Below are 14,658 nucleotides of genomic sequence, written 5' to 3' on the forward strand. Positions count from 1 at the left end.
TCGAACCGGGGACCTTCACTTTACGAAAGTGCTGCTCTACCAGCTGAGCTAAGGTGGCGTGGTGCGGACAGGGAGAATCGAACTCCCATCTATTGCTTGGGAAGCAATCATTTTGCCACTAAACTATGTCCGCGTCGAGGCCTTTTTCTTTACTTCACTAGTCTGTCAAAAACTATCTCAGAGGGCAATACCGACCCAGCCAAGTACATTTTTCCACCATGGGCGGTCAGCGTTGTCAGATGTTACTTCTTTTTTCTTTTCGTCTTCAACAATAATCACTACTGCTTCATCGGGTTTTTGTAGATTAAGCCGACCTCGCGCCTCCATCTCCAAACCTTCACCTGACTTGAGTTTGGTAATGCGCGTCTCGAGCTCGCGGATTTCTTGTTCGCGCTTACCGATCGCGTCATCAACCGCGCCTGTCTCGCGAAATGCTGTGCGCGCCTGAAAGAAAACAAATGCTGTGCGTGTTACTGCGGTGACGGCAAAAATGAACGCCAAGACAAGACCGATTCGCCAAAACCACACGACCTGTTTTCTTTTTCCTTGCATACGGCGCATACCCTTGTATACTATCGTGTAATGCAAAGAAAGCGAAAACAAAAAATGGTAAGAGCTGTTTGGACTGCGGTAGCCGTCTTTGTGGCACTGAGCATGATCCTCTTTCTCATACCACCCAGCGTGTTCCTCTAGGTTCGCTACATTTTGAGCAGTTTGAGATAGACCTCGGGTTCAATCGATACGCGCCCCTCCGCCTGAAGGCGCTTTTTGCCTTCTTTTTGTTTTTTCCAAAGCTTCATTTTACGCGACCGATCGCCACCGTACAGATATCCGGTGACATCTTTGCGCATCGCACTAATGGATGCTGACGCCACAGTACGCCCCTCAATCTCACCTTGCACTTTGACCACAAAAAGTTCTTGCGGGAGGGCTGCCTTTACCTTATCGACAATGCGCCGCGCCTCACGCTCACCTGCATCCGTACGCACCACGCGCGAGAGTGCCTCTACCCTATCACCGGAAACTATGATATCAATACGCACCAAGTCCGCCGGCCGCCAGCCATCTTCTTCGTAATGAAATGATGCGTATCCCTTGGTAGAAGATTTGAGTGAATCAAAAAACCCATTGATCATCTGGCGCAACGGCAAACGCGCATCGAGCGTCAGGCGTCCGGTAGAACCCACCTTCATATCACCTATGGCACCTTCAAATGATTCGGTTGTGCGAACGACATCCTGCAAATATTGGGGTGGCGTAATGATCTCAAGTTTCATCCAAAGTTCTTCTACTTTTTCGCACTCGTGATGTTTTGGAAAAAGTGCGGCATTGGCAATCTGCTCCTGCATGCCTTTGCGCCAGATGCGATAGGTCACTGATGGATGGGTGACCACAAAATCAAGATCAAACTCACGGCGCAATCGCTCAGCAGTCACCTCAAGGTGCAGGGTCCCCAAAAATCCACACTCATACCCGCGGCCGAGCACCATGCTTGCCCGCTCTTCGAACGCCAACGATGAGTCATTGAGCTTAAGCTTTGAGAGTGCGTCACCGAGTGTAAAAAAATCTCCTTGATCGGTTGGGAAAAAACTTGCCCAGACTACCGGGCGCGGTTCCAAATACCCGGGTAAGGGCTCTGCGCCGTGCACTTTTTGTCTCTGTTCGATAATCGTATCACCCACGCGCACCTCGCCCGGCTCTTTGATACCGGTCACCACATACCCTACCTCACCCGCCGCCAACTTATCTTTTGCTTTCATGGTGGGCGTAAAATATCCCACCTCTTTTGCTACAAATTGTTTGCCACGCGCAAAGAGATACAGAGAATCGCCCGTCTTGAGCTCACCGTCCATCACACGAACTGACGCGATAATACCTTTGTGACTTTCAAAAAAAGAATCGAACACTAGCGCACGAAGATATGTTTTTTTGCTCTCTGGTGGCGGTACGCGCTTGATAATACCCGCGATGAGCTCGGGCACACCAACACCATCTTTGGCAGACACTTTAAAAACTTCTTCGGGCGCGAATCCACCAAGTTCGCATAGTTCCGCGATCACCGCATCAGGATTTGCATGCGGCAAATCAATCTTATTGACCACCGGTACAAAAGTGAGGCCGAGTTTTTTTGCTACAAAAAAATGCGAGAGCGTTTGCGCCTCGATACCTTGGGTGGCATCCACCAACAACAGCGCACCCTCACAACACAAAAGCGCGCGCGATACTTCATACGAGAAATCGACATGGCCGGGAGTATCGATGAGATTGACGATGTACCCGCCTGTCTCCATCCGTACCGGTTGCATTTTAATAGTAATCCCGCGCTCGCGCTCAAGATCCATCGAATCGAGCACTTGTTCTTTCATCTTGCGTTTTTCTACCGTACCCGTGTATTCCAAAAAACGATCGGCAAGGGTCGACTTGCCGTGATCAATATGAGCGATAATCGAAAAATTGCGTATATGACCGAGGTCCATAGGTACCCCGCATTATAGGTGCTCTGTCTCGGGTTGCAAGACCTCACGACGCGAGAAGCGTGTGACGAGCGCCGCTTTGATCTCTTGGTATTCGGGCATCTCCATACGCTCTGCGAGCATGATACCGACTGTGATTGATACTACGCCCGCCAAAAAGGCGTGCGCAAAAACTGCAAGCGTCGTCTCAAGTGGGAAGGTGTCGGCAAAAAATGAAAGCGTTACATAGCCCGCGAGCGCCATCGCGATACCGAGACCTGTAATGCGCTTTACCGCTACACCGAGCACGCGACGCGTCGTTTTGCCATCGAGCCGAAAGATACTACGCATCAGGAGCACCGCGTTTACCAATGATCCGAGTGTATATGCCAAGGGAAGTGCTAAAAACTCGATATCGGCAGTCGCCACATCTTCTATCCGAATATGCAAGATCCATGCAAAAAATTGTTTTGCGACCATACTTTCTTCCATCACAAACACGCCACTGAGTGCCGCTGCAACCGTCACGACAAAGGAGGCGACATTATATTTGAGTGGCTCACGAATACGCCCGAGCGCGTAGTACGCACGCACCGCAAGCGTCACGACACTCTGTGTGACAATAGCAAATGAAAACAAAAACAAACTGGCAATCGTCAGATGCGTATCGAGCCATGCGAACGCTCCCGTACCCAACACCAACCGTACAATGTGCGCGCGAAATACAATAAAAAGCATAGTGGCAGGTACTGTCCAAAATAAAATATGCCGCAATGCGTTGGTAAACTGCCGAAAGAAAAGATCTTTTTCATCTTTAAGTACGAGCTCTGCCATGGTCGGAAATGCCGCAATACTATACGAAAGCCCAATGATCGTAAGCGGTAAAGCAAAAAGATTATGCGAGAGATTGAAAATAGCGATAGCTCCTGCACCGAGAGTAGACGCGATGGCCGTTAGCACAAGCTGGGATACTTGATTAAGTGAGAGCGCACATGCACGCGGAAACGAGTAGGAGACAATATCGAACGGGCGCGCCTCAAGACTAATGCGAGGGCGGGGAAACGCGTGTATCAAAAGAAGCGCGGGGATTTGCACTACCATATGGAGCGCCGCTCCAAGCACCACGCCATAGGCAAGCCCCGCAATCCCCCATTCGGGCAAAAATACTACAACACCCATAATGATGCCTGCGTTATAAAATATGGGAGCTACTGCGTACGCAAAAAATCGTTTTGATGACTGAATAACACCCGATATCAAACTTGAGAGACCGAGAAACAATGGAGAGAATAGCATGATACGAGAAAGCATGACGGTGGTCGCCACTTCACCCGCGGAGAATCCTGGCACCATCCAAGGAATAATCCATTGCATACACAGGTAGGCAATACCGATAGCCACCAACATGGCTACCAGAAAAATAGTCACTAAAGAATCGAAAAATGCCTGTGCCTTTTTTGGAGACTCTTCCTCGCGCGCGATAAAAAGCGGGATAAACGCGGTAGATGCGATAAAAAAAAGCGAAAGTGAGAAAAGAATATCCGGTATACGAAATGCAGCGTAGTAGATATCGAGGGAACGCGAAGCGCCAAACTCGGCTGCCAAAAAACGATCGCGCAACAGCCCCAAAACACCGTTTACAATATTTGTTAAAGCAAGCAGGAGTGCTGTTTGATGCACTCCTGCTAACTCGGTTTTAAAGAAACGAGAAGGTGTCACTCCTCTATCGTATCTGTTTTTCCTCAGGAAGTGGAGTGCCCTTTCGTTTTTCTGGTGGCGGATCGCCTAAAACATCTGCGGCCTTCCGGCCCGCGCGAAGTGCTTCAACGATACGCACCACCTCCTCATTGCCAGGATTAAGCTCAGCAATAGCTTCAAATTCTTTGAGCGCACCGTCAGCGTTACCGTTACGATCATAGATAAGCCCCAAGAAATAACGAGCGTTTGAATAGTTTGGAGCAAGCTTAATCACTTCGCGAAATATCGGTTCGGCCGCGACAAAGTTTTCTTTCTGATAGTACAGGAATCCGAGCTGAAAGAGTGCGCCTACATTTTTAGGTGCAAGTGTTACTGCCGCCTCTCCACGACTGATCGCCTCATCGAGCTGACCTCGATCAAGATACAGACGCGAGAGGGTAAAGTGCGCTTGCGCGTAATCCTGCTTAAGGTTGGTCGCGTCACTCAAATATTTTATTGCTTTGTCTTGGTACTCGCCAGCGATTTTACGCGAGGTAGACCCGCCGCCACGCAAGATAGTGACATCCGAAATGGCAAGATAGGTTCGCGCGAGATCTACATAGATAGATGGATCGTTGGGACTCAAGTTGAGAGCTGTCTCGTAATTTTCTATTGCCAACTTCGAGATGCTTTCTTCGACAGGAATAGCGAGCTCGTAGATTTGCCCCAACATCCGGTAATTGAGTGCATCTTTTTTGCCATAATCGCGCGCGAGCTCAGCCATCACGCGACCTTCATTGTACGCTACACGAAATTCTTCAAACTGTTTTTCGCGCTCAGCACCCTGTTGATTGAGAACGCGCGTCATCTTTACATATTGAAGCTGTGCCGCTGTCCTGTAGTACCGATCTTGATACTGATCGAGTTCAATCGCAGCTCTTACAGAATCAAGCGCGGTATTGGCCGCGCCCTCACGGTTAAACACATCAACACCGCGCGCAAAGGCGACTGAACCTAGATACCGCACCGTTTGAAAGTACACGCCAGCGACACTTGATACCAATACAAAGATAAGAATAAGCGAGAAAATAAATCCTCGTTCTTTTGTCTCAAAAAGGTTAACAGTTCCCGTCGCGATGACTCCAGCGTCTCTGAGTGATGCGTAAAACAACCCGAGAAACACAAAAGTAAGAAGTACAAGTGCGCCAGAGAGTGGATGCAAAAACCACATAATTGCCAAGTAGAGGGACGCGGCAAAGGTCGCGCGTACATAGACGCTCTCAGGCCCCGTCATGCGTGCGAGCGCGCGTATGCCATTGGCAAAGAAAAATCCAAGTAACACCGAGAAGGTAATCGTGCCGAGGATACCGCCTTCGAGTACGAGTTGGAGAAACGAACTAAAACCTGAATTAAATCGCGTCTGCCAAAATATCGTCGTGTTAACCGCAGGATCCTTGAAACGGTCCCACAGAAAACCAAAGGTGTTTGGTCCGGTACCAAGTATGGGTGATTCGGCAAGACCCTTTTTGGTTATCTCTACCGTATTACCAAACGCTGGTATAACCTCTTGTGTTTTACCAAAGTTATCAGCGCCACTAAACGCAGTGGCAAGGGTGTTGGTTAATAGAACAAAGAGTACCGAGAAAATGAGGAGCATAAGTGCGGCACCAAAAAGTGACGAGCGTTGCTCACGGTGAGAGAGAGAAAGAGCTACAAATAAAAGTGCTACGACACCTAAGACAATCCAAGCAGTCGGGAAGTTTGCGAAAAACATCCCGAGAACCGCGAATGCAAGCGCGGCATACGATGCCCAAAAGCGAAGCCCTACGAATGGTAGAAAGAGCGCCACGCTCAAACCAAAAAATGTTGCGAGCGCATTCCATGAGCCGAACAAATTAAACGAACGAGGTTGGGCAAACTCCCACGAGAAAAAATCGACGCCACTAACGCTCTGAACAAGAAAAAAGAATGCTTGGATCACAACCGCGACAGCAAAAAGCGAGAGCGCGCGATGTACCTGACGAATATCGCGAAGTGCCAAGGGTGCTACAAAGAGTGCGATAACCGCAACAACTATTTGTGTCCACCCAAGCGGCTCGCTACCAAATCCCCAAAGAGACTGGATAGGACTTGTGGAAAACAACGCAGCCGCCGTCCATACCGCTATAAACACGATCGCCGCTGAGAAAAACCGTGCGCGCGGAAAACGGATAACCCCCTCTTGCAACATACCTCCTATAAGAAGCATAAGCGACACTGAGAGTGTTATACCTGCGAGAAATGTCTTGTTGAGCTCGACAGGATTACTTGTGCTCGGTAAAAACCAAATAGGAAATAAAAGAAGGAAGGCATAAAAAACCCACCTTCCGGCCTTCGATAGAGCTGACTCTTCCACGCTTGCGCTGTCATTACCTGCGTCAATACCACCCGATACAATATCGTCTTCGTAGATATCCATTGATTTACTGTTCATATGACCTATACTAATCATAAGATAATGCGATAGGCAAGCTGTGGATATAAATGGGGGGAAGGATCAAGCCATCTCAAACCTTCATCAAGATTATTCAAGTATGGATCAACGCTACTACACTATTAAACAAGCTGCCTCACTTTTAGGCGTGAGCGCCCTTACTCTTCGCAACTGGGACAAAAATGGTAAACTTATCGCCTACCGCCATCCTATGAACAATTATCGTGTATATAAAAAAGACGACCTTGATAGTGTTATAAAAAGCATCGAAACCAACCCACGAAAATCTCGCAAACTTCATATAAGCATTGAGGAAGAATAAAAAAACAACCCCGCAACTGCGGGATTGTTTTTAGATACGCCCGTAAGCCGGGTTCTGTTTTATGTAATCATCTATCTGGGCTCGTGGTTACCCGACGAGCTCGAGCCTCCGACAAAATGCTTTCGCATAGTACGGGAGTTGCACCGGGCAAGTGTTTTCCTCCGTGCGTGATTGCTCACGCACGCTGTGGTCTCTTACACCACTCTTTTCACCCTTACCTCCTTCAACATTTTGAGCATTACCTCAAGCTGATGACGATCGGCGGTTTGGTCTCTGTGGCACTATCTCGTATCTCGGCTCACCATTACTAGTGAGACGGAATGGATGGTCGTTAGCCATTGCCACTTTATCAAAGAAAAAATCTTTGAAATGGTGCCCGGACTTTCCTCTCATGCACTTGCGTACACAAGCGATTACTCAGCGTATCTATGTGGTATTATAGCAGATTTCCAGAAAAAATCAAGCTCAATATTCAATCCCCCTCCTCGCTTTTTTGCCATCGTGAAATGGATGCTTTACATCGTGTACTTCTGATACTAAATCCGCGCGATCGATACATATTTGTCTTGCTCCCCTACCGGTAAATATTAGATCTATTTTTTTCTCTACCACTATATCTACCAATTTCATCGCGTCATCATTTGTAATTAAATTTAAATCGAGCGCGTTATTGATCTCGTCTGCGATCACGATATGCCACGCGCCTGACTCGGTCTCGCGCACGAGTTCTGCGAGCGCGTCGCGTGCCGCCTGCTCATGTTCTTCTCTTGGTAGCTTATCATTTAAAATACCTACAAATCCTTTGCCTCGTTTTCGTAATTCAAATTCTGGTGCTAATCGTTTGAAAGACTCATCTTCACCTGATGGCCACGGCCCTTTGATAAACTGGATCATCAACACACGCTTGCCATCACCTATCGCGCGCAATGCCTGACCAAGCGCCGCCGTAGTCTTACCTTTGCCGTCACCTGTAAAGATATAAAACATACCTCATTAATTTTTTACCGCACATGCCTTACATCCTTCATTTAACCGTGATGAAGCGAAGTAAAGCGAAATAAATAACAACAAGAAAGAAGCTGCCACAATATACCAACGATAGGTGATGATCGTAAGAACTGCACTAAACCCCAGAAAACCGAAGAGCGCCACAAGACACATACCACAGGTAGCAGATGCGAAGAGAGAAGAAAAGACACCTGACAGCAAGCCTGCCCCACTCAATGCCGCGCTACCCATTGTCTGTCGAACTGTCTCAAATTTTTGAAGAAATATATTGATCTGAATAGTTAGGGTAAGAGCGCCAAAGAAACCTAATACCGCCAATAAGCCGTAATCCCCGAATCTAAAGAGCTCCGCCTGGAACCCAATATTATTTCCTGGGATAGCGACGACGGGTATGGAAAACATACCTGCAAAAAGAAGCGCCCAAAGAATGGCAAATGCAAGGGCAAGCCTCCCCGAAGAAAGGGTGGCATGAGCCGCCGAGTAAATCGTAGATATGAACCCCATACTAGTGAATTTTAACCCAGCCCTCTCCCCCATTTACACTTTTATAAATCGAGTTCTTATGTGTAATGCTGTAAACAGTATTTTGATCATGCGGGCTATACACAATATACAATACCGTCTCGCCTTCAAAATCTTCTGGAACATTTGACCATGTTTCCCCACCATCACTGCTACCAGCAAGACCTCCCTGCTTTTCAGCATACGCAAGCATTTTATTAGGCTCTCTTGGATTAATCGCCATGACAGCCACCTGTCCACCCCGCAAATCATCTGAAAGATCGCTCCATGTCACGCCCTTATCTTTACTGACTAGCACTCCGGGTCCGTTTGGTGTTGATGCGTATATGATATTTTCATCTTTTGGATGAGCGGCAAGTTGCACTGCCAGAATATCTTTATTCACAATTTTCCACGCTATCCCTCCATCATCACTTCGCTGAAGAGTACCTTGGTACCATCCATACATGATACTCGGATTTGCAGGACTAACCGCCATCGCATGAAAATCTACCGGACCATTTACCCCATCGGAAATTTTCTTCCATGTAAACCCTTTGTCCTCGGATCTTTGAAAACCAATATTGCCGCCTCCTACCGGATGACCGCTAGATAAAAAGATATTAGATTCTGTTGGATGTACGGAGAAACCCATATAGTCATCTTTACTTGAGCCAACTCGATAGAGTTCTTTTTCGTCTTTGAGTAAGAGTAAGCCGTGATGAGTAGCAATATATAACTTTGACCGGTCTTCTCTATCCAGCGCAAGACCATGACCGTGTGTGATCGAACTCACAGGAATCAACTCCGATTTTTGCTGTTCCGACTCTCTGCTACCGCCGTAATATATAATAGCTCCGCCGACTAGCAGAAGTAGAAAGATGCCGATTTTGTTATTTTTAATAATGATATTCATAGTACAATAATGACTTATTAATAAAAAGACCCACCGTGGTGGGCTTCTCCAATGTTTGTTTAATGCTTAAATATCAAGGCGTTGCCTTGATAGAACTCCTACCATCACTGATGATGGTATACGATATAACCCATTTGTATCAGTTTACAAAAGTATCGCAACTCTGCTTTACTAACCCGAGACAACTAGTGGAGGTGCACCTTGGCAATACTAAAACATGTCTATAAATCCCAGCAGTTCACGCGCGAACTTCTCGAGGAGCTCTTCTTGCAAGCAGAACTCTTTGAACGGGTCTCAGCGCTCGGCAACATCAACCACTTCCCGAACAAAACGATGGCAGCTCTCTTCTATGAGCCCTCAACCCGCACGCGCCTCTCATTTGAGGCGGCGATGATCCGCCTTGGCGGCAAGGTTATTGGCACGGAAAGCGCACGCAAGTTCTCCTCAGCCCTCAAAGGTGAGAGTTTGGAGGATACCATCCGTGTCGTTGAAAACTATGCGGATGTCATCGTGCTCCGACACGATAAAGAGGGTGGGGCTGAGCGCGCGGCAAAGGTCAGTAAAGTGCCTGTCATCAATGCAGGCGATGGCTCTGGTCAACATCCCACACAAGCACTCCTCGATCTGTACACCGTCCGGCGAGAGCTTGGCGGTATCGATGGTGTCACCGCAGCACTCGTCGGAGATCTGGCGAAGGGTCGCGCAGTACGATCACTAGCGTATCTCCTCTCAAAGTACGCGGTCGCCAAGATCTATTTCGTAGCACCACCAAGCGCGCAGATCGCTCCTGACATCCTCGCCCATCTTGGCGAGCACGGCATCGCGTACGAGCTCACCGATGACCTTGGAGCAATTGTGCCGCTGGTAGATATCATCTACCAGACACGCATCCAAAAAGAGCGCTATACTGACGCAGACGAGCTCGCGAGAGTCCAGCGAGGCTGCTACATCATCACGAGTGCAACCCTCGCTGCTATGCGACCGAATGCGATCATACTCCACCCGCTCCCGCGCAACGATGAGATCGCCACCGAGGTAGACAGTGACCCGCGTGCCGCGTACTTTCGCCAAGCACGCAACGGGCTCTTTGTCCGCATGGCGCTCTTGAGCATGGTGCTCTCGTAGTCCTCATTCCCTACCGCAATCATGCGTGTAGGGATTTTTTATTTCCCTAGAACACAAAACCCCCTCGCCGAAGCGTGGGGGTTTTGTGCCCTTATCTCAAAATTGAAAAATACTTTCACTCATCCACAGGAACCTACATTCGCTCCGCATGACCGGCAGGTATAACAAGAACCCGTTCTGACCATAATCGCGCCACAACGGCATGCAGGAGCATCAAGGTAGGAGGAAACAGTCATCTTTTCTACGCGTACGATTTCGGTATTTTGTACGGTCACTTCGGTATGTGGAGAGTCGGTGGTGGTCTCTGTGGCGGGCGCCATCGATTCGGCGTAAATGCCGAGGCCATGCTGATCGTCAGAACTCAAAAATTTAAGTGCTAAAAACTTTGCAAGATAATCAAGGATTGATTTGGCAACAGGTATATCGGGATTTTCAGTAAAGCCGGCTGGCTCAAATCGCGCGTGGACAAACTTGCGTACGATTGTTTCTACCGGCACACCATATTGGAGTGATACCGACATCAACACGCCGATCGAATCGAGGAGACCTGAGATGGTGCTGCCTTCCTTTGCCATACGGATAAATACTTCGCCGAGCGTACCGTCAGGATACATTCCATAATGTAAATATCCTTCGTGACCCATGACAGAAAACTTGTGACGAGCCGCGACAACATCGGCAGGCAGTGGCCTGCGCGTAAGGCGTTCTGTCGCTACCTGATCTTCGTTCGATCCTTTGGTGCGGCCCGTGTTGAGTGGTTGCGCGCCCTTGGATCCATCACGATACACGGCGACTGCTTTGAGTCCAAGCTTCCAGCTATCCATATAGACACTCATGATGTCCTCAACTGTCGCTGATGATGGAAGGTTTACGGTTTTTGAAATTGCCCCTGAGATAAATGGCTGCGCTGCCGCCATCATACGAATGTGACCCATATAATGAATCGAGCGGACACCACCTGGTGCATTGGTCGCGCAGTCAAATACTGCCAAATGCTCATCTTTGATATGTGGGGCGCCTTCAATACGGTCGTTTTCTTCTACGAAGTGTACGATCATCTCTACCTCCTCGGCGCTATAACCAAGGTTTGAAAGCGCGTGCGGAAGCGTACGATTTGCGATCTTGAGAAAACCGCCGCCAACCATCTTCTTATATTTAATAAGCGAGAAATCAGGTTCTACGCCCGTCGTATCGCAATCCATCATAAAGGCGATCGTACCGGTAGGAGCCAAAACAGAAGCCTGGGAGTTGCGAATACCGTGCTTCTCGGTGCGTTCTACTGCCTTGTCCCACGCCTCGTAGGCGCTTTCCAAAAGGTCTTTTTGTACATAGCTCGCGTCAATATGATCTATTTCATTGCGATGCATACGAAGTACTTTCTGCATGGGCTTTTTGTTCGTCTGGTAACCCGCAAATGCCCCTACACGCTCAGCTACATAGGTAGAAGTCAGATATGCCTCCCCCGTCATGAGCGCGGTGATGGCACCGGCCCATGCGCGCCCTTCATATGAGTCGTAAGGCAATCCTTTGTACATCAACATCGCGCCTAAGTTTGCATAACCCAAACCAAGCTCGCGAAAATCTTTTGCATTCTTGGTAATTTTTTCGGTAGGATACGCGGAACCCGCGACGACGATATCCATCGCAGTTGCCATGGTGCGTACTGCTGCGCGAAACGCGGTCACATCAAATGATCCATCGTCTTTAGTAAACTTCATCAAATTCAATGACGCAAGATTGCACGCGGAATCATCGAGGTGCATATATTCGGAGCATGGGTTTGATGCGTTAATGCGACCTGTCACCGACGCAGTGTGCCAACGGTTGATCGTCGTATCATACTGAATGCCGGGATCGGCACAATGCCACGAAGCCTCCGCTACCAATTGCATCAAGTCACGAGCACGAACCGTCTCAAGTGTATGGCCCGTCATAACTGCTTTGAGATCCCACTCGCCGTCTTCTATGACGCGTTGCATAAAGTCATCAGTCACGCGTACGGAATTATTTGCGTTTTGAAAAAAGATATTGTTGTACACATCGCCGTCGATCGCATCACTGTAGCCCATTGAGATGAGTGCTTTTGCTTTTTCTTCTTCTTTCCATTTGCAGGTGATAAACTCGCGAATATCGGGATGATCGATTTTCATTACTACCATCTTTGCCGCCCGACGCGTCTTGCCACCTGACTTAATCGTACCCGCGATCGCATCGGCTCCTTTCATAAAAGAAACGGGGCCTGATGATTTGCCACGATTACGAATATATTCACGCGATGAACGGAGAGATGAGACATCGAGACCTGCGCCTGATCCACCCGAAAAAATAAACATTTCGTTTTTATACCACTCGGCGATTGACTCCTTATTGTCTTCCACAGACAAAATAAAGCACGCGGAGCACTGTGGCTTCTCCTCTACTCCGAGATTAAACCAAACGGGCGAGTTAAACGCCGCATATTGATTAACCAAAATCGCTTTGAGCTCTTCGGAAAAGATTTGCTCTTCTTCTTTGTCTTTAAAATACGAGTACTGGACGCCCCAACGCGTCAAAGTATCTGCAACACGATTGATAAGTTGCTTGACCGACGACTCACGACCCTTTTTGCCGATGTGACCAGAGAAATATTTCTCCGCGACAATGTCAGTTGCAGTCTGTGACCAAAAAGAAGGGACTTCGACATCAGTTTGTTCAAAAATAACATTACCCTTAGAGTCACTGATGAGGGCGCGACGCTTTTCCCATGTAATTTCATCGTATGGATGAACATTTGCATGAGAAAAAAACCGCTCAATACCCAAGGTGCGACCTTTGACTGCTGATTGTTTTTTTTCTGTTGTCTTGGTAATGGCCGAAGGTGTGGTAGACATGTAAAATAATTTCTTTGGATAAGGTATATGTAGTGTATGCCTCCCCGACACCCGACTGGAAGTGGATAACTCAACTTTTTTTCGAAATAGTGCGGCCCATTTATGGTATTGTTGCGGGCACCCATTTTTGGGATATAAAAAACGCCCCGCGGATGCGGGGCGTTTGTTTTTGGAGACCTTTTGGTGACTATTTTTTGGTTCGGCGCAAAAATGCGGGGATCGCGTCCCACTCGTCTGATGGCTCCTCTTCGGTGGTCGGCTTGATAGCTCGTGGTGCAAGCATTTCTTCTTTTCGCGGAAGTGCCGAGAATAAATTTGGACTTTTTGGAATGACAGATGCATACCCATCACCAAAACCAGTAGCAACGACGGTAATTTTGAGCTCGCCTTTGCGCAAGCGATCATCTTTGACCGCGCCAAAAATAACTTTTGCGTCTTTTGCGATACTTTCGGTGATAATCTTCGCCGCTTCGTTCACTTCCCACATCGTAAGATCGTCACCACCAGCAACCGAGAACAAAACACCATGTGCTCCTTCTATAGAGAGGTCAAGGAGTGGCGAATTGATAGCTTGCTTTGCCGCTTGGATCGCTCTATCATCCCCCGTCGCCTTGCCGATACCCATAAGTGCCGACCCTGCGTTCTTCATAATCGCGCGGATATCGGAAAAATCAACATTGATGATGCCGGGAAGGGTTATCAAATCAGAAATACCCTGAACTGCTTGACGCAACACTTCATCACATTTTGAAAACGCATCGAGAAACGAAGTTTTTTTCTCGATCATGCTCAAAATACGATCGTTGGGGATGACAATCATCGCATCAACGACTTCGCGAAGTCTTTGTAATCCTTCATCAGCGATGCGATTGCGTTCTGATCCTTCAAATGCAAATGGTCGCGTGACAACCGCGACGGTGAGCGCACCCTCGGCGCGTGCGATCTCGGCTACGATAGGTGCGGCACCCGTGCCGGTACCTCCACCAAATCCGCCTGCGATAAAAACCATATCGACGCCGCGCACAAGTTCAGTGATTTCATTTTTATTTTCTTCGGCCGCGAGCCTGCCAAGTGATGGATCCATACCGGCACCCAAACCACGCGTGGCATTTTTGCCAATGTGAATTTTTCGGGGAGCGAGCGATTGATGCAAATCTTGCGCGTCAGTGTTGATAGCGACAAAATCAACGCCCGGCACTTTTGAACGAATCATGTGATCGATGGCGTTTCCGCCCGAACCGCCCATACCAAAAACTTTGATCCGTGCGAATGTTTCAGCTTCTGGATTGATGCGTGGCATGGCTTCACTCTAG

Annotated in this window: 11 protein-coding genes, 1 tRNA gene and 1 other RNA gene; 2 read left to right on the forward strand and 11 right to left on the reverse strand. The window is 48.3% G+C overall.

Features of this window, described 5'->3' with window-relative positions; translation table 11 throughout:
• Window positions 1-59: 59 nt before the first annotated feature.
• The 5 genes from AAB417_01270 to AAB417_01290 form a co-directional block, all read right to left on the reverse strand.
• A tRNA-Gly gene (locus AAB417_01270) sits at window positions 60-133 on the reverse strand.
• 44 nt (window positions 134-177) lie between these two features.
• The gene (locus tag AAB417_01275) at window positions 178-552 is read right to left on the reverse strand and encodes a hypothetical protein (GenBank protein ID MEK7630647.1); all 375 of its coding nucleotides are present in this window, start codon (window positions 550-552) and stop codon (window positions 178-180) included.
• A 146-nt stretch (window positions 553-698) separates the two neighbouring features.
• Entirely contained in the window at window positions 699-2,477 is a 1,779-nt protein-coding gene (gene lepA, locus AAB417_01280; GenBank protein MEK7630648.1) for a translation elongation factor 4, read from the reverse strand.
• Window positions 2,478-2,489: 12 nt separating this feature from the next.
• Entirely contained in the window at window positions 2,490-4,172 is a 1,683-nt protein-coding gene (locus AAB417_01285; protein MEK7630649.1) for a lipid II flippase MurJ, read from the reverse strand.
• Window positions 4,173-4,176: 4 nt separating this feature from the next.
• Complete coding sequence (locus AAB417_01290) at window positions 4,177-6,603, reverse strand: tetratricopeptide repeat protein (protein ID MEK7630650.1); 2,427 nt, start codon at window positions 6,601-6,603, stop codon at window positions 4,177-4,179.
• Window positions 6,604-6,703: 100 nt separating this feature from the next.
• On the opposite strand from AAB417_01290, the gene AAB417_01295 reads away from it, so the two are divergent.
• A complete protein-coding gene (locus AAB417_01295) occupies window positions 6,704-6,925 on the forward strand; it encodes a MerR family DNA-binding transcriptional regulator (GenBank protein MEK7630651.1) in 222 nt (73 codons plus the stop codon).
• A 27-nt stretch (window positions 6,926-6,952) separates the two neighbouring features.
• Here AAB417_01295 and rnpB read toward each other — a convergent pair.
• The 4 genes from rnpB to AAB417_01315 all read right to left on the reverse strand — a co-directional run bounded on the left by rnpB (window position 6,953) and on the right by AAB417_01315 (window position 9,350).
• Window positions 6,953-7,354: RNase P RNA component class A (gene rnpB, locus AAB417_01300), an RNA gene on the reverse strand.
• Between the two features lie 36 nt (window positions 7,355-7,390).
• On the reverse strand, window positions 7,391-7,912 hold the full coding sequence (locus AAB417_01305; GenBank protein ID MEK7630652.1) for a cob(I)yrinic acid a,c-diamide adenosyltransferase: 522 nt from the start codon (window positions 7,910-7,912) through the stop codon (window positions 7,391-7,393).
• 6 nt (window positions 7,913-7,918) lie between these two features.
• Complete coding sequence (locus AAB417_01310) at window positions 7,919-8,437, reverse strand: hypothetical protein (protein MEK7630653.1); 519 nt, start codon at window positions 8,435-8,437, stop codon at window positions 7,919-7,921.
• A 1-nt stretch (window position 8,438) separates the two neighbouring features.
• Window positions 8,439-9,350: a F510_1955 family glycosylhydrolase gene (locus tag AAB417_01315; protein ID MEK7630654.1), complete on the reverse strand. Its 912-nt coding sequence runs from the start codon at window positions 9,348-9,350 to the stop codon at window positions 8,439-8,441.
• Window positions 9,351-9,551: 201 nt separating this feature from the next.
• Between AAB417_01315 and pyrB the strand changes: the two genes are divergently transcribed.
• The gene (gene pyrB / locus AAB417_01320; GenBank protein MEK7630655.1) at window positions 9,552-10,475 is read left to right on the forward strand and encodes an aspartate carbamoyltransferase; all 924 of its coding nucleotides are present in this window, start codon (window positions 9,552-9,554) and stop codon (window positions 10,473-10,475) included.
• A 119-nt stretch (window positions 10,476-10,594) separates the two neighbouring features.
• On the opposite strand, the gene AAB417_01325 is transcribed toward pyrB, so the two are convergent.
• Together AAB417_01325 and ftsZ are read right to left on the reverse strand one after the other, a co-directional pair.
• Window positions 10,595-13,345 carry a vitamin B12-dependent ribonucleotide reductase gene (locus AAB417_01325; GenBank protein MEK7630656.1) on the reverse strand — a complete coding sequence of 917 codons (2,751 nt, stop codon included), beginning with the start codon at window positions 13,343-13,345 and terminating at the stop codon, window positions 10,595-10,597.
• A gap of 187 nt (window positions 13,346-13,532) precedes the next feature.
• Window positions 13,533-14,645, reverse strand: coding sequence for a cell division protein FtsZ (gene ftsZ / locus AAB417_01330; protein MEK7630657.1), 1,113 nt, complete (start codon window positions 14,643-14,645; stop codon window positions 13,533-13,535).
• Window positions 14,646-14,658: the final 13 nt, after the last annotated feature.

This window comes from Patescibacteria group bacterium, from assembly GCA_038064855.1.
Classification (GTDB): Bacteria; Patescibacteriota; Minisyncoccia; order Ryanbacterales; family GWA2-47-10b; genus SICQ01.

Excerpts from the sequence above, each read along its gene's own strand:
- AAB417_01305 (MEK7630652.1), bottom strand. The coding sequence starts at position 7,912 with ATGTTTTATATCTTTACAGGTGACGGCAAAGGTAAGACTACGGCGGCG.
- lepA (MEK7630648.1), bottom strand. The coding sequence starts at position 2,477 with ATGGACCTCGGTCATATACGCAATTTTTCGATTATCGCTCATATTGAT.
- AAB417_01310 (MEK7630653.1), bottom strand. The coding sequence starts at position 8,437 with ATGGGGTTCATATCTACGATTTACTCGGCGGCTCATGCCACCCTTTCT.
- AAB417_01325 (MEK7630656.1), bottom strand. The coding sequence starts at position 13,345 with ATGTCTACCACACCTTCGGCCATTACCAAGACAACAGAAAAAAAACAA.
- AAB417_01290 (MEK7630650.1), bottom strand. The coding sequence starts at position 6,603 with ATGAACAGTAAATCAATGGATATCTACGAAGACGATATTGTATCGGGT.
- AAB417_01295 (MEK7630651.1), top strand. The coding sequence starts at position 6,704 with ATGGATCAACGCTACTACACTATTAAACAAGCTGCCTCACTTTTAGGC.
- AAB417_01315 (MEK7630654.1), bottom strand. The coding sequence starts at position 9,350 with ATGAATATCATTATTAAAAATAACAAAATCGGCATCTTTCTACTTCTG.
- AAB417_01275 (MEK7630647.1), bottom strand. The coding sequence starts at position 552 with ATGCAAGGAAAAAGAAAACAGGTCGTGTGGTTTTGGCGAATCGGTCTT.
- ftsZ (MEK7630657.1), bottom strand. The coding sequence starts at position 14,645 with ATGCCACGCATCAATCCAGAAGCTGAAACATTCGCACGGATCAAAGTT.